The 23,257-nt window shown below is 74.8% G+C and carries 1 protein-coding gene; it reads left to right on the top strand.

What is annotated here, in order from left to right:
* The first annotated feature begins 94 nt into the window (after positions 1 to 94).
* Positions 95 to 23,242 carry a non-ribosomal peptide synthase/polyketide synthase gene (locus AB6L24_RS36950; RefSeq protein WP_405662875.1) on the top strand — a complete coding sequence of 7,716 codons (23,148 nt, stop codon included), beginning with the start codon at positions 95 to 97 and terminating at the stop codon, positions 23,240 to 23,242.
* Positions 23,243 to 23,257 lie beyond the last annotated feature (15 nt).

Genomic DNA, 23,257 nt, shown 5'->3' with positions numbered 1-23,257 from the left:
GCCCGTGACCCGCCGCGGTCACGGGCGGCACGGGCCGTTCCCGGCGCCCTGACCCGCCCCCCCCACGCACACCGTTCGTCCTTCTGGAGCTGTCGTGTCCCACCTTCAGGAATCCTCCCCCTCCGAACTCGGCGCGGGCGACCCCCGCGCGTTCGCCACGTTCCCCGCCCTGTTCCAGGAGCGGGTGACGGCGACACCGGACGCGCCCGCCGTCGAATCGGGCGAAGTCTCCTGGACGTACGCGGAGCTGAACGCCCGCGCGAACCGGATCGCGCACTGGCTCATCGGGCGGGGCGTGGGACCGGAACGCCTGGTCGGGGTGTCGCTGCCGCGGTCCGCCGAGCAGGTGGCCGTGCTCCTGGGGATCATGAAGGCCGGTGGCGCCTATCTGCCGATCGACGCGGACTATCCGGGCGAGCGCGTGCGGTACATGGCGGCGGACGCGGCTCCCGCGCTCGTCCTCACCACCCGGGCCACGGCCGGGGGCCTGGCCGCGGACCTGTCGGCGGGCCGGGCGTGCCCGGACGTCGTGGCGGTGGACGAGCCCGCCCTCGTCCGCGCGTGGGCGCGGCACCCGGACAGCGACCCCGTCGACACGGACCGCGCCGCCCCGCTCGACCCCGCCCACCCCGCGTACGTCATCTACACGTCGGGCTCCACGGGCCGCCCCAAGGGTGTCACCGTCACCCACACCGGTCTGGCCGCCCTGCGCGCCGTCCACACCGCCCGGTTCGAGCTCGCGCCGGGCTCCCGCGTGCTGCAGTGCGCCTCGCCCAGTTTCGACGTGTCGGTCTGGGACCTGATCATGGGCCTCACGACGGGCGTCACCCTGGTCCTGCCGCAGCAGCCGCGCCTGGTCGGCGACGAACTGGCCGCCGCCCTGGCCGACCGGCGGATCACCCATGTCTCGCTGCCGCCGTCCGTCGTCAACACGCTGCCCGCCGACGCACCCCGGACCCTCACGGGGCTGCGCGTCCTGTCCCTCGCCGGTGAGGCCTGCCCGCCCGACCTGATCGCCCGCTGGGCCCCCGGCCGCCTCGTCATGAACGCCTACGGCCCCACGGAGACCACCTGCGCGGCCACCGTGGCCCGTCTGCTCCCCGCCCCCCGCGTCCCCATCGGCACCGCCGTCCCCGGCACCCGCCTGCACGTCCTCGACGACCGTCTCGTCCCCGTCGCCGCGGGCTCCCCGGGCGAGTTGTACGTGGCGGGTCCCGGCGTGGCCCGCGGCTATCTGGGCCGCCCCGGTACCACCGCCGACCGGTTCGTCGCCGACCCCTTCGGCGCGCCCGGCGAGCGCATGTACCGCACGGGTGACCTGGTCCGGCAGGCCGACGACGGCCAGCTCGAGTATCTGGGCCGCACCGACGACCAGATCAAGATCCGCGGGCTGCGGATCGAGGTCGGCGAGATCGAGGCCACGCTGGCCTCGCACCCCCGGGTCTCCCAGGCCGTCGTCATCGCCCACGAAGGCCGGGACAGCGGACGGCAGTTGGTCGGGTACGCGGTCCCGGCCGACGCCGCCGTCGACGCCGTGGCGGCCGGTGGCTCGCGCGCGGGCGGCGGCACCGGCTATCTGGATCTCAGCTCGGGGTTCGCGACGGGAGAGCTGCGGACGTTCCTGGCCCGGCGGTTGCCGGACTTCATGGTGCCGGCGACGGTGATGGTGCTTGACCGGCTGCCGTTGACGACGAACGGCAAGGTCGACAAGAAGGCGTTGCCGGAGCCGGAGTTCAAGGGCAGTGCCTATCGTGCGCCGCGCACGGTGGAGGAGGAGGTCCTGGCGGGCGCGTTCGCCGCTGTCCTGGGTCTGGACCGGGTCGGGATCGACGACGACTTCTTCGCGGTGGGCGGGGACAGCATCCAGTCCATCCAGGTCGTCTCCCGGGCCCGCGCGGAGGGTCTGGAGATCAGCGCGCGGGAGGTCTTCGAGTCCCGGACCGTGGCCCGTCTGGCCGAGGCCGCCGTCGCCAACAAACTCTCCGGCGCGGTCACCGTGCTGGAGGAGTTGGAGGGTGGGGGTGTCGGGTGGATGCCGCTGCTGCCCGTCGCGCGGTTGCTGCGGGGGTGGGGGCCGGGGTTCGACCGGTTCTTGCAGGCGATGGTCCTGGACCTGCCCGCCGGGATCAGTGAGCAGCAGTTGGTGGGGGTGCTGGGTGCGGTCATCGACCGGCATGACCTGCTGCGGGCGAAGCTGGTGGAGGACGGTGGGGGTGGTCTGGAGGTCGCTCCGGCCGGATCCGTCGACGTCGCGGGACTCCTTAAGCGGGTGGAGTGCGACGGGGTGTGGGAGAGCGAGGCCTGGCACGCCGCGCTGATGGCCGAACTGGAGGCCGTTGCGGCCTCGTTGGACCCCAGGGCGGGGGTCATTGCGAAGTTCGTGTGGTTCGCCCCCACCGGCGACACCCCCGGGCGGCTTCTGGTCGCCTTGCATCATCTGGTGGTGGACGGGGTGTCCTGGCGCATCCTGATGCCCGACCTCGCTGTGGCCTGGGAGCAGGTTCGTGACGGGCGCACCCCGGAGCTGCCCGCGGTGGCGACGTCGATGCGGCGCTGGGCGCACGCCCTGGCCGAGGAGGCCACCAGCGACAAGCGCACGGCCGAACTCGCCCTGTGGCAGCAGATCGTGGACGGCCCCGACCCGGTCCTGGGCGCACGCCGGCTCGACCCGGCCGTCGATGTCATCGCGACCCTGACCGAGACCCGCGTCCAGCTCCCGACACAGGTCACCGAAGCCCTCCTGACCACCGTCCCGGCCGCGTTCCACGGTGAGGTCAACGACGGCCTCCTGGCCGGTCTCGCCCTCGCGCTGGCCAAGTGGCGCCAGACCCGGGGCACGGAGGAGTCGTCCGCGCTGATCCGTCTGGAGGGCCACGGCCGTGAGGAGGCAGCGGCTCCGGGGGCGGATCTCTCCGAGACGGTGGGCTGGTTCACCAGCGTCTTCCCCGTTCGCCTCGACCTGGCAGGCGCCGACCTCGACGACGCGATCAACGGCGGCCCGGCCGCCGCGCGTGTGCTGAAGGCGGTCAAGGAGCAGCTGCGGGCGATCCCCGACAAGGGCATCGGCTACGGCCTGCTGCGCCACCTCAACCCCCACACCGCGCAGGTCCTTGCCGCGCACGGCCACGGCCAGGTCGGCTTCAACTACCTCGGCCGCTTCTCCACCCACACCGACATGCCCGCCCACGCCCAGAACCTCGGCTTCACCCAAGTCCCGGGCATCACTGGACTCGACGCCCTGGACGCGGCACAGGACCAGGCGATGCCCGCGCTCATGGAGGTGGACATCAACGCCTCCGTCACCGACACCCCCGAAGGCCCCCAGCTCGGCGCCCTGTTCACCGCGCCCTCCGGCATCCTCACCCACGCCGAAGTACAAGAACTCGCCGACCTGTGGTGCACCGCCCTCGAAGGTCTCGCCCGGCACGCCGCCCAGTCCGGCGCCGGTGGCCTCACGCCGTCCGACATCCCCCTCGTCCACGCCACCCAGGCCGACATCGAGGCCTGGGAAGAGCAGTTCCCCGGCCTGACCGACGTATGGCCGACCTCCCCCCTCCAGTCCGGCCTGCTCTTCCACACGGCGATGGCGGCCGAGGCGGGCGCGTCGTTCGACGCGTACCAGGTGCAGTACGTGCTGCACCTCTCCGGGCGGATCGACCCGGCGCGGATGCGCGCCGCCGGGCAAGCCGTGCTCGACCGCCACCCCGCCCTGCGCACCGCCTTCGTCAACGGCGCCGACGGCGGCAATCTCGTGCAACTCGTCGTGGACGGCGTGGACTTGCCGTGGCAGGAGGCCGACCTCGGCGACGACGAGGCCGTGGAGGACTTCCTCGCCGAGGACCTGAAGCGCCACTTCGACCCGCTCCGACCGCCGATGCTGCGGCTCGCCCTCGCCCGCCGGGACGAGGAGCGGCACGACCTGGTCCTGACGGCTCACCACGCGCTGTTCGACGGCTGGTCGCTGCCCCTGCTCGTCCAGGACCTGCTGCGGTGTTACGCCGACGACGGCGCCGCCCCGGCGCAGCCGCCCGCACGGACGTACCGGGACTACCTCGCCTGGCTCGCCCAGCAGGACCCCGAGGTCTCCGCCGAGGCCTGGCGCGCCGAACTGGACGGCGTCGACGAGCCGACCCTGCTGGCCCCCGGCGTCCGGGCCGGAGCCGACAGTGCCGGGATCGCCCAGGTCTCCGTACCGCTGTCCGCGCCGCAGGCCCAGGAGCTCGCGCGGCGTGCCGCCGAGGCGGGCGTCACCCTCAACACCGTGGTGCAGGGCGCCTGGGGCATCCTGCTCAGCCAGCTGACGAACCGTCAGGACGTACTGCTGTCCGCCACCGTGGCGGGGCGGCCGCCCGCCATGCCGGGGGTGGACTCCGTCGTCGGGATGTTCCTCAACACCCTTCCCGTACGGGTCCGTTGCAGCCCGGGCGACAGCATCGGCGACCTCCTGACCGGCCTCCAGGAGCGGCAGGCCGCCCTCCTGGACCACCACCACTACGGCCTCACCGACATCCACGAGGCGACCGGTCTGAAGGCGCTGTTCGACACCATCGTCGGCTTCGAGTCCTTCCCGATGGACCGGGCGGGCATCGCCGAGGCGAGCGCGGCGGCCGGGATCGCCGTCACCGGCATCCGCGCGTTCACCGCGAGCCACTACCCCGTGACCGTCCTCGTCTACCCGGACGGCCCGCACCCGCGCCTCGACGTGCAGTACCAGCGGAGCGTCTTCGACCGGGACACCGCCGACGACCTCGCCGCCCGCTTCGCCCGCGTCCTTCGGCAGTTCGCGGCGGACCCCGCCCTGCCGGTCGCCGCCGTGGACATCCTGGAGCCCGCCGAGCGCCGCCGGATGCTGGAGCGCGCCCACGCCGCCGCCGAGCCGGTGCCCGACACCACGGTGCCGGGGCTCGTGACGCGGCAGACGGCCCTTACACCCGACGCGGTGGCGGTGGCCTGCGCAGACGTGACGTACACGTACCGGGAACTGGAGACGCGGGCGGACCGGATCGCGCGGGAGCTGATAGCGCGGGGCGCGGGCCCGGAGGCCGTCGTGGGCCTCGCCCTGCCGCGCTCCGCGGACCTCGTCGTCGGCATGCTCGCCGTCCTCAAGTCCGGCGCCGGATACCTTCCCATCGACCCCACGTACCCGAGCCACCGCCTGGACTTCGTGCTCGCACAGGCCCGGCCGCGGCTGATCCTGACCGACACCGCGACCGCCGGGGCGCTGCCCGCATCCGACGTGCCGCAGCTGCGCCTGGACGAGCTGACCCTGGACGGCGCACCGGCGACGCCGGTCACCGACGCCGACCGGAGCGCGCCGCTCGAACCCGACCACATGGCGTACGTGATGTACACGTCCGGTTCGACCGGCACCCCCAAGGGTGTCGTCATCACGCACTCCAACGTCGTCAACGGCGTGACACAGCTGGCCGCGCGGGTGGGCGGCGGCGCGGGCGTGCGGATGCTCGCGGGCACCTCGGTGAACTTCGACGTGTCGGTGTTCGAGACGTTCACGACGCTGGCCACCGGCGGCACCGTCGAGGTCGTCCGGGACGCGCTGGCGCTGGTCGAGCCCGGCGCGCCGGAGGTCGGCGTGGTCAGCACCGTGCCGTCGGTGTTCGCCGAGATGGCCGACCGGATCGCCGAGAGGGCGGGCGGGGACGCCTCCGCCGGTCCTGGAACGGGCGGGTGCACCCCCGGCTCCGGGCCGGACACACTGGTGTTCGCCGGTGAAGCGCTGCCCGCGTCCCTGGTGCGCCGGGTGCGCGATGCCATGCCGGGTGTGACGGTCGTGAACGCCTATGGCCAGAGTGAGACCTTCTACGCCACCGTCTTCGCGCTCGCCGCCGACACCGAGTGGCAGGGCGTGGGCAGCACCCCGATCGGCACACCGCTCGGGAACATGCGCACCTACGTCCTCGGGCCGACCCTCACGCCCGTCCCGCCGGGTGTGGTGGGCGAGTTGTACGTGGCGGGGAACATCGGCCGCGGCTACCACGGCCGGGCCGCGCTCACCGCGGACCGGTTCGTGGCCGACCCCTACGGTCCGGCCGGTGGCCGCATGTACCGCACGGGCGACCTGGCCCGCTGGAACGCCGACGGGCAGCTGGAGTACCGGGGGCGGAGCGACGCGCAGGTCAAGGTGCGCGGCTTCCGCATCGAGCCGGCCGAGGTCGAGGCGGCCCTCACGGCCCACCCGGAGGTGGCGCAGGCGGTCGTGGTCGCCCGCGACGACGGCGGTCCCGCGGGGCGGCGCCTGGTGGCGTACGTGGTCCCGGACGGCGGGGCCGGGGGCGGCACGGCGGCTGCGGACGGCGGCACGGCGGGCACGGGTGGAGGAACGGCGGGCGCGGGCGGCGGCGTGGCGGGGCTGCGGGACTTCGTGGCGGGCCGGCTGCCCGGGCACCTCGTGCCGTCGGCGTTCGTGACCCTGGAGCGGCTGCCGCTGGCCCCGAACGGGAAGGTGGACCGGGGCGCGCTGCCGGAGCCCGAGTTCGCCGGGAACGGGTACCGGGCGCCCCGCACCCCGCGCGAGGAGGCGCTGTGCGCCCTGTTCGCGGAGGTCCTCGGTGTCCGCCGGGCCGGGATCGACGACGACTTCTTCGACCTGGGCGGGCACTCGCTGCTCGCCACCAAGCTCATCAGCCGCATCCGCGCGGTGCTCGGCGCCGAGGTGGCCCTGCGCACCCTCTTCGCGCACCCGTCGGTGGCCGGTCTCGCCCCGGCGCTCGCGGACGGGCCGGGCGCGCGGGTGCCGCTGGTGCCCGCCGCGCGGCGGCCGGAGCGGCTGCCGCTGTCGTTCGCCCAGCAGGGCCTGTGGTTCCTCGACAAGCTCCAGGGCCCGTCGGCGACGTACAACATGCCGTACGTGCTGCACCTCACCGGCGCGCTCGACGTCCCGGCCCTGGAGTCGGCGCTCGGCGACCTCGTCGCCCGCCACGAGCCGCTGCGCACCCTCTGCCCGACGACCGGCGGCAAGCCGCACCAGCACGTCCTCGACCCGAGCGAGGCGACGGTCGAACTACGGGTGCGGGAGGTCGCCGAGGACGACCTCGACGCGGCGGTCGCCGGGGCGGCACGGCACGCCTTCGACCTGGCGGGCGAAGTGCCGCTGCGGGCCCACCTGTTCACGCTCGGCGCGGAACGGGCGGCGCTGGTGCTCGTGTTCCATCACATCGCCGTCGACGGCTGGTCCCTGGCGCCGCTCACCCGGGACCTCACCGCCGCCTACACCGCCCGGCTCGCGGGTGCCGCGCCCGACTGGCCGCCGCTGCCGGTGCGGTACGCCGACCACACCCTGTGGCAGCACGAACTCCTCGGCGCCCCGGACGACCCCGACAGCCTCCTCAGCGGCCGGCACGCCTACTGGGAGGAGCAGTTGGCGGACCTGCCCGAGCAGATCACCCTGCCCGGCGACCGGCCGCGCCCGGCCGCGCTCGCCCACACCGGCGACACGGCCACGTTCGCCCTCGACGCCGAGCTGCACCGCGGGCTCGTCGACCTCGCCCGGTCCTCGGGCGCCACGGTCCACATGGTGCTCCAGGCCGCGACGGCCGCGCTCCTCACCCGCCTCGGCGCCGGTACGGACATCGCCGTCGGCAGCGGCAGCGCGGGCCGCGCCGACGACCAACTCACCGATGTCGTCGGCATGTTCGTCAACACGCTCGTGCTGCGCACGGACACCTCCGGCAACCCGGCGTTCACGGACCTCCTCGCCCAGGTGCGGGAGACGAGCCTCGCCGCGTACGCCCACGAGGTGCCCTTCGAGACCCTCGTGGAGCGGCTGAACCCGCGCCGCTCCACGTCCCGGCACCCGCTGTTCCAGGTCGCGCTCACGCTGCAGAACAACGAGGAGGCCCGGTTCGAGCTGCCGGGGCTGCGGGTGCGCGCCGAGACCGTCGGCACGGGGACGTCCCGCTACGACCTGCTGCTGAGCGTGGCGGAGGAGTTCGCGGGGGCGGGGGGCTCGGGGGCCTCGGGTGCCTCCGGGGCTTCGGGCGGCTCCGGCCGTGGTGGTACGCCCGCCGGGGTCGCCGTGGAGGTCGAGTACTCGACGGAGCTGTTCGACGCGGCGACCGTCGAGGCGTTCCTCGATCGGTGGCGGCGGCTCCTGACGGCCGTGGTCGCCGACCCCGGGGTGCGCGTCGGCGCGGTCGACCTGCTCACCGAGGCGGAGCGGCGGCTGCTGCTCGCGCCCGCCGAGGAGGTGCCGTACTTCGAGGCGGCGGCCTCCGACGCGGTGGTCTCCGGTGCGGCGGTCCCGGAGGCGGCGGCCCTCGGCGCCACGACACTGGCGGAGCTGTTCGAGGCCCGGGTCCTGGCCCACCCGGACGGCCCGGCGGCCGTCGACGGCGAACACTCGTGTTCGTACGTGGAGTTGAACGAGCGCGCCAACCGGATCGCGCACTGGCTCATCGGCCGGGGCATCGGCCCCGAGCAGGTGGTCGCGGTCCTCCTGCCCCGCTCCTGCGAGCAACTGGCCGCCGTCCTCGGCATCGCCAAGGCGGGCGCCACGCACCTGCCGATCGACCCCACGTACCCGGCCGACCGCATCGCCTTCCTCGCCGAGGACGCGCGGCCCGCCCTGGTCCTCACCGACGCGGCCACGGCGGACGGCCTCCCGCCCGAGCTGCGCGACGCCCTCGACGGTGCGGAGGGACCCGGCGGCCTCGGCGCATCCGGCGACCTCAGCGCCCATGGACCCGGTGACCTCGGCGGCCTCGTCGCAGTCGACGCGCCCGACATCCGCGCGGCCTGGCGCCAAGCACCCACCACCGACCCCACGGACGCCGACCGCACCGCACCTCTCACCCCCGCGCACGCCGCGTACCTCATCTACACGTCGGGCTCCACGGGCCGCCCGAAGGGCGTCGTCGCCACCCACACCGGCCTCGCCGGGCTCGGCGCCGCGCTGGCCGAACGCGCCCGGGTGACGTCCGACAGCCGTGTCCTCCAGCTGTCCTCGGTCAGCTTCGACGCGTCCGTCCTCGAATACGCGATGGCGTTCCGCTCCGGCGCCACCCTGGTCGTTCCCGCACAACCACGGCTGGTGGGCCAGGAGTTGATGCGCGAGCTGGCCGAGCAGCGGATCACGCACGCCTTCATCCCGCCCTCCGTCCTCGCCACCCTGCCGCCCGAGGCCCCGGCCGCCCTCACCGATCTGCGCGACCTCGTCGTGGGCGCGGAGGCCTGCCCGCCGGACCTGGTGGCCCGCTGGTCGCCGGGGCGGCGCCTCCTCAACGGCTACGGGCCGACCGAGATCACCGCCCTCGCCACCATCAGCCGCCCCATGACGGGCGCCCGCGTCCCCATCGGCCTGCCGCTCCCCCGCACCCGCCTGCACGTCCTGGACGAGCACCTCGCGCTCACCCCGCCCGGCACCCCCGGCGAGCTGTACGTCGAGGGCGCCGGCCTCGCCCGCGGCTACCTCGGCCGCCCCGCCCTCACCGCCGACCGGTTCGTCGCCAACCCCCACGGCGCCCCCGGCTCCCGCCTCTACCGCACCGGCGACCTGGTCCGCCGCGCCGCCGACGGCCAGCTCGAATACCTCGGCCGCACCGACGACCAGGTCAAGGTCCGCGGCATCCGCATCGAACCCGGCGAGATCCAGGCCGCGTTGACCGCGCACCCCGGCGTGGCCCAGGCGGTCGTGACCGTCCGGGAGGGCAACGGGAGCCGTCACCTCGTGGGCCATGTCGTGCCGGTGGGCTCGTCGGCGCCCGTGGAGTCCGACGCGTTCAGCGACTTGGACGTCGATCTGGCCACCGTCGTCTCGGCGCGTGAGCTGCGCCGCTTCCTCGCCGCGCGGCTGCCGGAGTTCATGGTGCCCGCGGTGTTCGTGGTCCTCGACCGGCTGCCGCTGACACCGAACGGCAAGGTCGACCATCGGGCCCTGCCGGAGCCGGAGTTCACCGGTGGCGACTACCGCGCGCCGCGCTCGGCGGCGGAGCAGGTGCTCGCCGGGGCCTTCGCCGAGGTCCTGGGGCTCGGCCGGGTCGGTGTCGACGACGACTTCTTCGCCGTCGGCGGCGACTCCATCCGCTCCATCCAGGTCGTCTCCCGGGCCCGCGCCCAGGGCGTGGAGATCACGCCGAGGCAGATCTTCGAGTGCCGGACGGTGGCCGAGCTGGCCGTCGCGGCGGCACCCGAGGGCCCGGGCGCCGACACGGCTCTGCCGGTCCTGGAGGAGCTGGAGGGCGGCGGTGTCGGCTGGATGCCGCTCCTGCCCGTCGCCCGCCACCTGACCGCCGAACTCGGCTCCCACATCGGCCGGTTCTCGCAGTCCAGCGTCCTGGACCTGCCCGCAGGCATCGACGAGGCGGGCCTCGTGGCGACCCTGCGTGCCGTCGTCGACCACCACGACGTGCTGCGCTCGCGCTTCATGTCCGAGTCCGAGGGGGCGGAGGGCGGCCTCGAGGTTGCCGCGCCCGGTTCGGTGGACGTGGCGCCCCTTGTGCACCGGGTGGAGTGCGACGGCGACTGGGACCCGGCCACGTGGCAGCAGACAGCGGAGGCCGAACTCGACGCCGCCACCGGCCGGTTGGACCCGGCGGCCGGGGTGATGGCGCAGTTCGTGTGGTTCGACACCGCGGGTGCCGAGACCACGGGTGCCGAGACCACGGGTGCCGAGACGCCCGGGCGGCTCATCGTCGTCCTGCACCACCTGGTCGTGGACGGTGTGTCCTGGCGCATCCTGGTGCCGGACCTGGCCGCGGCCTGGGAGCAGGTCAAGGCGGGCAGGACACCGCAGCTCGCGCCGGTCGCGACATCGCTGCGCCGCTGGTCGCACGCCCTGAAGGACGAGGCGAACAGCGAGACCCGCACCGCCGAACTCCCGCTCTGGCAGCGCGTGTTGGACGGCCCGGACCCCGACCTGGGCGCGCGCCCCTTCGACAGCAGCGTGGACACCGCAGCCACCGTGGACCACCTCTGGGTGGAGCTGCCGGTGGCGGTGACGGATTCGCTCCTGACGACCGTCCCGGCCGCGTTCCACGGCGGCGTCAACGACGGCCTGCTCGCCGCGCTCGCCCTCGCGGTCTCGCGCTGGCGGGACGAGCGGGGAGTGGCGGAGTCCTCCACGCTGATCCGCCTGGAGGGCCACGGCCGCGAGGAGTACGTCGCTCCGGGCGCGGACGTGTCGCGCACGCTGGGCTGGTTCACGAGCATGTTCCCGGTACGTCTCGACGTCGCCGGGCACGACGTGGCCGAGGCGTTCGCGGGCGGCCGGGCCGCGGGATCCGTGGTCAAGGCGGTCAAGGAGCAGCTGCTCGCCGTGCCGGACAAGGGCATCGGCTTCGGGCTCCTGCGCTACCTCAACCCGGACACGGCTCGCGCCCTCGAAGGGCGTCCGACAGGGCAGATCGCGTTCAACTACCTGGGCCGGTTCTCCGCCGACGACATGCCCGAGGAACTGCGCGGCCTGGGCTGGAGCATCGCCCCCGACACGGACGCGCTCATCGCCGACCCCGACGCGGAGATGCCCGCCCTCGCCACGGTCGAGCTGAACGCGTACGTCACCGACGGCGCGGGCGGCCCCCGCCTGAGTGCCCGGTTCGGCTTCCCGGCCGGGCTGCTCGCCGAGGGCGAGGTGCGCCGTCTGGCGGACCTGTGGCGCGAGGCCCTGGACGGCCTCACCCGCCACGCCGCGACCCCGGACGCCGGCGGCCTCACGCCGTCCGACGTGCCGCTCGTCAGCGTCGGCCAGTCCGACATCGAGGCCTGGGAGGCCGCACACCCCGGCCTCACGGACGTTTGGCCGCTGACCCCGATGCAGTCGGGTCTGCTCTACCACAGCGCGCTCGGCGCCGACGAGCACGACGCCTACCAGGTCCGCCTGGTGCTCCACCTGTCCGGACAGGTCGATCCGGAACGCATGCGCGCGGCGGGGCAGGCCCTGCTCGACCGGTACGCCAACCTGCGGGCCGCGTTCGTCACCGACGCGCGCGGCGAGCAGGTCCAGCTCATCGTGGACGGCGTCCAACTCCCTTGGACCGAGGCCGACTTCAGCGACCTCCCCGCACGCGAGCGCGAGGCCGCCCTCGAAGGGCTGCTCGCCGAGGACCAGGTCACCCACTTCGACCCGGCCTCCGCACCCCTGCTGCGGATGTGCCTGGTCAAGATGGACGACAACCTCTCCGAGCTGGTCTTCAGCGCCCACCACGTGCTGTACGACGGCTGGTCCTTCCCCATGCTCATCCAGGACCTGCTGCGCCTGTACGGCTCCCACGGCGACGCCACAGACCTGCCGCGCGTGCGCAGCTACCGGGAGTTCCTGGCCTGGCTCTCGCAGCAGGACCGGGGCGAGGCGGCCCGGGCCTGGGCGCAGGAGATGGACGGCGTCGAGGAGCCCACTCTGCTCGCCCCGGGCGCCCCCGACACCCCCGGCCGCTCCGAGCCCGGCACGGTCGAGGTGCCGTTGCCCACGGAGGACGCCCGCACGCTGTCGCGGCGCGCCTCGGAGCTGGGCATCACCCTCAACACCCTCGTACAGGGCGCCTGGGCGCTCACCCTCGGCCAGCTGACGGGCCGTCAGGACGTCACCTTCGGCGCCACCGTCTCCGGACGGCCGCCATCCGTCACCGGCGTCGACACCATGGTCGGGCTCTTCATCAACACCCTGCCCGTCCGCGTCACGGCCGAGCCCGGCCAGACCCTCGCCCAGCTCCTCACCGGACTCCAGGACCGCCAGGCCGCGCTCCTCGACCACCAGCACCACAGCCTGTCGGACATCCAGCAGGCCGTCGGCCTGGACTCCCTGTTCGACACGATGGTCGGGTTCGACTCCTATCCGATCGACACCGTCTCCCTCGCCGACGCGTACTCGGCGGCGGGTGTCGCGGTGACGGGCCTCGGCGCGGTGAGCGGCACGCACTACCCGCTGACGGTGGTGGCCGACGCCGAGCCCCGGCTTCGGCTGCTCCTCCAGTACCAGCACCACGTGTTCGACCGTGCCGCCGTGGTCTCCGTCGCCGAGCGGTTCGCCCGGGTCCTGCGGCAGCTCGCCGAGGACCCGCAGCTGCCGGTGGGGCGCCTGGACACGCTGTCGCCCGCCGAGCGGGAGCAGGTCCTGCACGCGTTCAACGACACCGGCCCTTCCGTACCGGAGTCGACGCTGCCGCGGCTGTTCGAGCGGCAGGTGGCGGCCACGCCGGACGCGGTCGCCGTCACGCACCGCGGCACGTCGTGGACGTACCGGACGCTCGACGAGCGCGCGAACCGCGTCGCCCACTGGCTGCTCGCCCAGGGCGCCGGACCCGGCCGGATCATCGGGACCGCCCTGCCCCGCTCGGCCGAGCTGATCGCGGTGCTCCTCGGCATCGCCAAGGCAGGCGCCGCCCATCTGCCCGTCGACCCCGACTACCCGGCCGACCGCATCGCCCAGGTCATCGGCGACGCCCGCCCGGCCCTCACCCTCACCACCCTCGCCACCGCACCCCGCCTGCCCGATGACCTGCCCACGCGGGTCGTCGCCGTGGACGCCCCGGACGTGCGGGCGGCGTGGGAGCGGGCGGCCACGACGAGCCCCGGCGACGCCGACCGCGGCGCGCCCCTCACCACCGCCCACACCGCGTACGTCATCCACACGTCGGGCTCGACGGGGCGGCCGAAGGGCGTCGCCGTCCCCCACGCCGGGCTCGCGGGCCTCGGCACGGCCCTGGCCGCGCGGGCGCGGGTCAGCCCGGGCAGCAGGGTCCTGCAACTGGCGTCCGCCGCCTTCGACGCCTCGATCCTGGAGTGCACGATGGCGCTGTGCGGGGGCGCCGCCCTCGTCGTACCCGAGCAACCGCGCCTCGCGGGCGAGGAGTTGGCCAGGTGTCTGGCCGAGCACCGGATCACGCACGCCTTCATCCCGCCCTCGGTCCTCGCCACCCTGCCCGCCGACGCCCCGGGCACCCTCACCGGACTGCGGGGGCTCCTGGTCGGCGCCGAGGCCTGCCCGCCGGACCTCGCCGCGCGCTGGGCGCCGGGACGGCGGCTCCTGAACGTCTACGGCCCCACCGAGGCCACGTCGGTGACGACCCTCAGCGAGCCCCTGACCGGGGAGCGCGCCCCCATCGGCACGCCCCTGCCCCACGCCCGCCTGTACGTGCTCGACCCGTGGCTGGCCCTCACCCCGCCGGGGGCGCCCGGCGAGCTGTACATCGAGGGACCCGGCCTCGCCCACGGCTACCTCGGCCAACCCGCCCTCACCGCCGCCCGGTTCACCGCCAACCCCTACGGACCGCCTGGCTCGCGCCTCTACCGCACCGGCGACCTCGTCCGGCTCGGCTCCGACGGCCAGCTCGAATACCTCGGCCGCACCGACGACCAGGTCAAGGTCCGGGGCTTCCGCATCGAACCCGGCGAGATCCAGGCCGTCCTCACCGCCCAAACCGCAGTGTCGCAAGCTGTGGTGACGACACGTCATGACGACGCCGGTGAGCTGCGGCTCGTCGCGTACGTCGTGCCCGCCCCTTCGGCGGAGCTGTCCGTGCCCGCGCTGCGGGACACGCTGGCGGAGCGGCTTCCGGCCCCGATGGTCCCGTCGGCGTTCGTCACGCTCGACGCGATCCCGCTGACGGTCGGCGGCAAGGTGGACCGGCGTGCGCTGCCCGCGCCCGAGCGGGCCGTGGGCGGTGCGGGGCGGGCGCCGCGGTCGCCGCGCGAGGAGACGTTGTGCGCGCTGTTCGCGGACGTCCTGGACGCGTCGGCGGTGACCGTCGACGACGGCTTCTTCGACCTCGGCGGGCACTCGCTGCTCGCCACGAAGCTCATCAGCCGCATCCGGACGGCCCTCGGCGTCGAGGTGACGCTGCGGACGCTGTTCACGCACCCCACCGTCGCGGGGCTCGCCGCCGCGCTGGGCGACGGCGGCCCGTCCGTGACACAGGCGCCGCTGGTGCGCGCCGACCGGCGGCCCGAGCGGCTTCCGCTGTCGTTCGCGCAGCGCCGCCTGTGGTTCCTGCACCGCCTCGAAGGCCCTTCGGCGACGTACAACATGCCGTTCGTCCTGCGTCTCGGCGGGGCGCTCGACGTCGCGGCGCTGGAGTCGGCGGTGTGCGACGTCGTCGCCCGGCACGAGACGCTGCGCACGGTGTTCCCGATGGCCGACGGCAAGCCGTACCAGCAGGTCCTCGACCCGCGTGCGGCGCGGCCTCCGCTGCGGGTGCGGCGGGTGACGGACGCGGAGCTGCCGGGCGCGCTCGACGAGTCCGCGCGGTACGCCTTCGACCTGTCCGCCGAGATCCCGGTGCGGGCCTGGCTGTTCGAGGTCGGCCCGGACGAGCACGTCCTGACCGTGGTGGTGCATCACATCGCGGGCGACGGCTGGTCGCTCGCGCCGTTCGCACGGGACCTCGCCGCCGCCTACACCGCGCGGCGCGCGGGGGACGCGCCGGCCTGGGAGCCGCTGCCGGTGCAGTACGCCGACTACACGCTGTGGCAGCACGACCTCCTCGGCGACGCCGACGACCCGGGCAGCCGTTTCAGCGAGCAGTACGCGTACTGGGCGCGGCAGCTCGGCGGCCTGCCCGAGCAGGTCACCCTGCCCGCCGACCGGCCCCGCCCCGCCGCCCTGTCCAGCCGCGGCGACCTGGTCCGGCTCTCCCTGGACGCCGACCTCCACCAAGGCGTCACCGACCTGGCGCGCGGCGCCGGGGCCACGCCGTTCATGGTGCTCCAGGCCGCGATGGCCGCGCTGCTCACACGTCTCGGCGCGGGCACGGACATCCCCATCGGCAGCGGCGTCGCCGGACGCACCGACGAGAACCTGAAGGACCTGATCGGTCTGTTCGTGAACACGCTGGTGCTGCGCACGGACACCTCCGGGGACCCGGCGTTCGCCGACCTGCTCGCGCGGGTCCGCGAGACGAGCCTCGCGGCCTACTCCCACCAGGACATTCCCTTCGAAGGCCTGGTGGAGCGGCTCAACCCGCAGCGCTCCCCCTCCCACCACCCGCTGTTCCAGATCGTCCTGGTCCTGCAGAACAACGAGGAGGCGCGGTTCGACCTGCCGGGCCTTCAGGTGCGCACCGTGACCACCGGCACCGGCACGTCCCGCTACGACGTGCTGCTCAGCCTCTCCGAGACCTTCCGCGACCGGACCACGCCCGCCGGGGTCACCGTCGACGTCGAGTACTCCACGGACCTCTTCGACCCCGCCACCATCGAGGTGTTCGTCGCGCGCTGGGAGCGGCTGCTGCGGGCCGTCGTGGCCGATCCCGGGCTGCGGATCGGCGCCGCCGACCTGCTCACCGGCGCCGAGCGCGCGGAGCTGCTCGCGGCGCCGGAGCGGGCCGACGCGGACGTCGCCCCGGCGACCCTGCCGGAGCTGTTCGAGGCCGCGGTGCGGGCCACGCCCTCGGCCACGGCCGTGGAGTCGGGCAAACTCCTGTGGTCCTACGCGGAGTTGAACGAGCGGGCCAACCGGATCGCGCACTGGCTCATCGGGCAGGGCATCGGCCCGGAGGACCTGGTGGGCGTGGCCGTGCCCCGCTCGTGCGAGCAGGTCGCGGCCGTCCTCGGCGTCACCAAGGCGGGCGCCGCCCACCTCCCGGTCGACCCGGAGTACCCGGCGGACCGCGTCGCGCACCTCGTCGGGGACGCGCGGCCCGCGCTCGTCCTCACCACCCGCGAGACCGCCCGCCGCCTGCCCGCCGACCTGTCCGCGCGCCTGACCGCCGTGGACGCCCCGGAGACGCTCGCGGCCTGGGCGCGGTCCGCCGCGACCGACCCCACCGACACCGACCGCACCGCCGCGCTCACGCCCGCCCACCCGGCGTACGTCATCTACACCTCGGGCTCCACCGGCCGCCCCAAGGGCGTCACCCTCACCCACGCGGGCCTCGCCCCGCTGCGCGCCACCCAGCTGCGGGACCTGGCGCCGGGCCCGGGCGCCCGGGTGCTCCAGGCGGCGTCGACGGGCTTCGACGTGGCGGCGTGGGACCTGCTCATGAGCCTGACGACCGGCGCGACGCTGATCCTGCCGCCGCAACCGCGCCTGGTCGGCGACGAGTTGGCGCGGGCCCTGGCGGGCCGCCGCGTCACGCATGTCACGCTGCCGCCGTCCGTCGTCGCCACGCTGCCCGCCGACGCCCCCGAGACGCTGGGCGGGCTGCGGGTCCTGACGGTGGCCGGCGAGGCGTGCCCGCCGGAGCTCGCGGCCCGCTGGGCGCCGGGACGCCGCCTCATGAACGGCTACGGGCCCACGGAGGTCACCTGCGACGCCACCATGGCGCGGCTCACCTCCGGCCCCCGGGTGCCCATCGGCACCGCCGCCGTCGGCACCCGCCTGTACGTCCTCGACGAGCGCCTCGGCCTCACCCCGCCCGGCGTCCCGGGCGAGCTGTACGTGGCGGGTCCCGGCCTCGCGCGCGGCTATCTGGGGCGGGCCGCGCTGACGGCGGACCGGTTCGTCGCCGACCCGTACGGGCCCGCGGGCTCCCGCATGTACCGCACGGGCGACCTGGTCCGGCGGGCCGCCGACGGGCAGTTGGAGTACCTGGGCCGCGGCGACGAGCAGCTCAAGATCCGCGGGTTCCGGGTCGAGCCCGGGGAGGTCCAGGCGGCCCTCACCGACCAGCCCGGCGTGGCCCGCGCCGTCGTCACCACCCACGACACGGAGGCCGGGGACCGGCGGCTGGTCGCGTACGTGGTGCCCGCCACCGACGACGACACCGGCGAGCGGCACGTCGCGCAGTGGCGGAACGTCTACGACGCCGTGTACGGCGAGGCGCCCGACGTGCCGCTCGGCACCGACTTCCACGGCTGGAACAGCACGTACACGGGCCGTCCGCTGCCAATCGAGGAGATGCGGGAGTGGCGCGACGCCACCGTCGCCCTCATCCGTGAGCACCGGCCGCGGCACGTCCTGGAGATCGGCGCGGGTTCGGGGCTGCTCCTCGGGCCGCTGGCGCCGGACGTGGAGTCGTACTGGGCGACGGACCTGTCCGCCGCGTCCGTGGACCGGCTGGCCGCGCTGACCGGGCACTGGGACCACGTGCGCGTGCGCCACCAGCCCGCGCACGACTTCACGGGGCTGCCCGCAGGGCACTTCGACACGATCGTCCTGAACTCGGTGGCCCAGTACTTCCCCGGCCACCCCTATCTGACGCGCGTCCTCGACCGGGCCGTCGCGCACCTCGCGCCCGGCGGCCGCGTCGTCGTCGGCGACATCCGCCACCACGGGCTGCTCCCGGCCCTGCAGACCGCCGCGCACGCCCCGCGCGACGGCATCACGACGACGCCGGGCCTCTACGACGCGGTGCAGCGCTCCGTGCTCACCGAGGAGGAACTCCTCGTCCACCCCGGCTACTTCACCGACTACGCGCACCGCAACCCGGACACCACCGGCGTCGACATCCGCCTCAAGCAGGCCACCGCGCACAACGAACTGAGCCGCCACCGCTACGACGCCGTCCTGCACACCGCACCCCGCCCGGCCGACCTCACCACCGCCCCCACCCTCTCCTGGCCCGGCGACGGCGACCCCGCCGACCCCGCCGCCACCCTGTCCGGACTCACCGCCGCCGCCGACGGACCGCTGCGCGTCACCGGCATCCCCAACGCGCGCCTCACCCGCGAAGTCGCCGCCCACCGGGCCGCGTCGGGCCACACGCCGCTGGAGCACATCCGGCACCTCCTCGCCCACGCCGACACGACGGCCGTCGACCCCGAGGACGTGCACCGCTGGGCGCGGGAGCGGGGCCGCACGGTCCGCACCACGTGGAGCGGGCACGCCCTGGACGCCTTCGACGCGCTGATCCTGCCGCCGGGCGCCGACGGAGCGCACGTCGGCACGTACGCCGGCACCGCACCGCCCGCGGCGCCCGCCAACTCCCCGGCGGGCACGGCGGCGACCGCGGACCTGCTCACCGCCGTGCGGCGGAGCCTGAAGGAGCGGCTGCCCGCGCCGATGGTGCCGTCGGCGCTCGTCCCCGTCACGGAGGTGCCCCTCACCCCCAACGGGAAGATCAACTACCGGGCGCTGCCGAGCCCCGACCACCGCTCCGCCGGGGACGGCAGGGCGCCGCGCACACCCCGCGAGGAGATCCTGTGCGCCCTGTTCGCCGAGGCCCTGGCGCTGCCCGCGCCCGTCACCGTCGACGACGACTTCTTCGATCTGGGCGGGCACTCGCTGCTCGCCACCAAGCTCATCAGCCGCATCCGGACGGCCCTCGGCGCCGAGCTGCCGCTGCGGCTGCTCTTCGCCCACCCCACGGTCGCCAGGCTCGCCCCGCACCTGGACACGGCCGCGCGGGCGCAGACCCCGCTGGCGCCCGCGGTGCGGCAACCCGAGCGGCTCCCGCTGTCGTTCGCCCAGCAACGCCTTTGGTTCCTGCACCAGTTGGAGGGCCCGTCGCCGACGTACAACATGCCGTTCGTCCTGCATCTGACCGGTGACCTCGACGTCGAGGCCCTGACGGCGGCGCTCGGCGACGTCGTGGCGCGCCACGAGACGCTGCGCACGGTCTTCCCGGTCACCGACGGCAAGCCCCACCAGCACGTCCTCGACCCGCGGGAGGCGCCGCTCGACCTGCCCGTGCGGCGGGTCCGCGAGGACGAGCTGCCGGCGGCCGTCGCGGCCGCCGCGCGGCACGCCTTCTCCCTGACCGACGAACCGCCGCTGCGAGCCTGCCTGTTCACGCTCACCCCGACGCGGTCGGTGCTCGTGCTCGTGCTCCATCACATCGCCGCCGACGGCTGGTCGCTGACCCCGCTCACCCGGGACCTCACCACCGCGTACACCGCGCGGCGCGCGGGCGGCGCGCCGGACTGGGTGCCGCTGCCGGTGCAGTACGCCGACTACACGCTGTGGCAGCACGACCTCCTCGGCGACGCCGACGACCCGGACAGCCGCTACGGCAGGCAGCACGCCTACTGGGCCGACCGGCTCGCCGAGCTGCCCGAGCAGGTCACCCTGCCCGCCGACCGGCCGCGCCCGGCGAACCCCGCCCACACCGGCGCGTTCACCCGGTTCACCGTGGACGCACGCCTGCACCAGCGGGTCACGGAGCTGGCCAGGGCCGCGGGCGCCACCGTGCAGATGGTGTTCCAGGCCGCGATGGCGGCGCTCCTGAGCCGGCTCGGAGCGGGCGACGACATCGCGATCGGCACGCCCATCGCGGGGCGCACCGACGCGGGTCTCGACGACCTCGTCGGGTTCTTCGTGAACACGCTGGTGCTGCGCACGGACACCTCGGGCAACCCGGCGTTCACGGACCTCCTCGCGCAGGTGCGGGAGGCGAGCCTCGCCGCGTACACCCACCAGGACGTGCCGTTCGAGAGCCTCGTGGAGAAGCTGAACCCGCGTCGCTCGGCGTCCCGGCATCCGCTGTTCCAGGTCGCGCTCGCCCTGCAGAACAACGAGCAGGCCCACTTCGACCTGCCGGGCCTGCGGGTGCGCACGGAGGGCGCGGCGACCGGCACGTCCCGGTACGACCTGCTGCTCACCCTGTCCGAGCGGTTCGAGGGCCGGGCGACGCCCGCGGGTCTGGTGATCGGTGTCGAGTACTCCACGGAGCTGTTCGACGCGGCGACCGTGGAGGCGTTCGTGGACCGCTGGCGACGGCTCCTCGCCGCCGTGGCCGCCGACCCCGCGCTGCGGATCGGCGACGCCGACCTGCTCACCACGGCGGAGCGCGACCGGCTCCTGGCTCCCGCGGAGCTGCCGGACGAGGCCGCGGTGGAACCCGTGACGCTGCCCGCGCTGTTCCGGGCCAGGGTCCGTGCGACGCCGGACGCGCCGGCGGTCGTGGAGGGGGCGCGCACCTGGTCGTACGGGGAGTTGAACGAGCGGGCCAACCGGATCGCGCACTGGCTCATCGGGCAGGGCGTCCGCCCGGAGCAGCCCGTGGGCGTGGCCCTGCCCCGCTCCGGCGAGCAGATCGCCGCCGTCCTCGGCATCACCAAGGCGGGCGCCGCCCATCTGCCCGTCGACCCGTCCTACCCCGCCGACCGCATCACCTTCCTGACCGCCGACGCCCGCCCCGCGCTCGTCCTCACCGACCGTTCCACGGCCCGGGACCTGCCCGCGGAGCTGCCCGCGCCCCTGGTCCACCTCGACGCGCCCGAGGTGCGCGACGCCCTGGCGCGGGCCCGGGACACCGACCCCACGGACGCCGACCGGACGACGCCTCTCACTCCGGCGCACCTGGCGTACGTCATCCACACGTCGGGGTCGACGGGGCGGCCGAAGGGCGTCGCGGCCACGCACGCGGGCCTCGCGGGGCTCGGTGCGGCGCTCGCCGTGCGGGCCGGGGTCACCGCCGACAGCCGGGTGCTCCAGCTGTCGTCCGCGAGCTTCGACGCGTCGGTCCTCGAATACACGATGGCCTTCCGCGCCGGGGCCGCTCTCGTCGTGCCGGATCAACCCCGGCTTGCGGGCCAGGAGTTGGCCGATGCCCTGGCCGAGCACCGGATCACGCACGCCTTCGTCCCGCCCTCGGTCCTCGCCACCCTGCCCGCCGACGCCCCGCGCGCCCTCACCGGGCTGCGGACGCTCATGGTCGGCGCCGAGGCCTGCCCGTCCGATCTGGTCGACCGGTGGGCGCCGGGACGGCGGCTCCTCAACGGCTACGGCCCCACCGAGACGACGGCGCTCGCCACGATCAGCCGCCCCATGGCGGACGGCCGCGCCCCCATCGGCGTACCGCTGCCGCACACCCGCGCACACGTCCTCGACGAGCGCCTCGGCCTCACCCCGCCCGGCACCCCCGGCGAGCTGTACATCGAGGGCCCCGCTCTCGCCCGCGGCTACCTCGGCCAACCCGCCCTCACCGCGAGCCGGTTCACCGCCAACCCCTACGGACCTCCGGGGTCCCGTCTCTACCGCACCGGCGACCTCGTCCGGCTCGGCGCCGACGGCCAGCTCGAATACCTCGGCCGCACCGACGACCAGGTCAAGATCCGGGGCTTCCGCATCGAACCCGGCGAGATCCAGGCCGCCCTCACCGCCCAACCCTCCGTCTCCCAAGCGGTGGTGACGACTCGTCAGTCCGATAAGGACGACCTGCGTCTGATCGCGTACGTCGTGCCCGCCGTTCCCGGCGAGCTGCCCCTGCCCGAGCTGCGCACGGCTCTCCAGGAGCAACTTCCCGCGCATCTGGTCCCGTCCGCGATCGTCCCGCTCGACGCCGTCCCGCTCACCCCGAACGGGAAGGTCGACCGGCGCGCCCTGCCCGCGCCCGGGCTCCCCGCGACGACCGGCGGGCGGGCGCCGCGGTCACCGCGCGAGGAGATCCTGTGCACGCTGTTCGCCGAGGTCCTCGGCATCGGCGAGGTCGGCGTCGACGACAGCTTCTTCGACCTGGGCGGCCACTCGCTGCTCGCCACGACCCTCATCAGCCGCATCCGCACGACCCTCGGCGCCGAGGTGCCGCTGCGCGTCGTCTTCGTGCACGCGACGGCCGCCCGGCTCGCCGCCCACCTCGACGACGCCACGGACGGCGACAACTCCCTGGACGTCCTGCTGCCGCTGCGCACCGGCGGGGACCTGCCGCCGTTGTTCTGTGTGCACCAGGGCGGCGGCGACAGCTGGAGCTACGCCAACCTGCTGCCGCTGCTCAGCGCCGACTTCCCCGTCTACGGCCTGCAGTCGCGGCTGCTTCGGCACCCCGACGACGTGCCCGCGAGCATCGACGAGATCGCGGCGGACTGCGTCGAGCAGATGCGGCGCGTCCAGCCCACGGGCCCGTACCACCTGCTCGGGCACTCCTTCGGCGGCATCGTCTCGCACGCCATGGCCGCGCTCCTTGAGCGGTCCGGCGAGCGCGTCGAGGTCATCGTCTCGCTGGACAGCGAACCCGCGCGCCCGGTCCCGGACCACGAGCTGGAGCGCATGGACGACACCGGACGCATCTACGCCACGCTGCTCGAACTGATGGGCGCCGACCCGGAGACCGACCGCCTCACCTACGAGCAGTTCACGGAGGCGGCGCGGACCACCGGCACGGCGCTCGGCTCGCTGTCGGAGGAGGAGGTGGCGGCCCTGGTGCGGCGGACCCGGCACTTCGTGCGCCTGGCCGGGCAGCACCGGCACGAACGGGTCTCCACCGACATGCTCCTGTTCGCGGCCACCGACCGGGAACCGCCGCTCGTCACGGCGGAGATGTGGCAGGGGTACGTCGACGGGGACATCACCCGGCACCTCGTCCGCTCCAAGCACCACACCCTCGTACGGCCGGACGTCCTGCGGTCGGTCGTGCCGCTCGTCGAGGAACGGCTGCGGCGGTCGGCCGGGGCCCCAGGCGGGCCGCGGTCCGCGTGAGCGCCGCCGTCAGCG

The sequence above is a fragment of the Streptomyces sp. RK9 genome (assembly GCF_045070545.1).
GTDB classification, from domain to species: domain Bacteria; phylum Actinomycetota; class Actinomycetes; order Streptomycetales; family Streptomycetaceae; genus Streptomyces; species Streptomyces alboflavus.
Note: the sequence above shows the minus strand (reverse complement) of the source record. Positions and strands in the feature narration are given on the sequence as shown.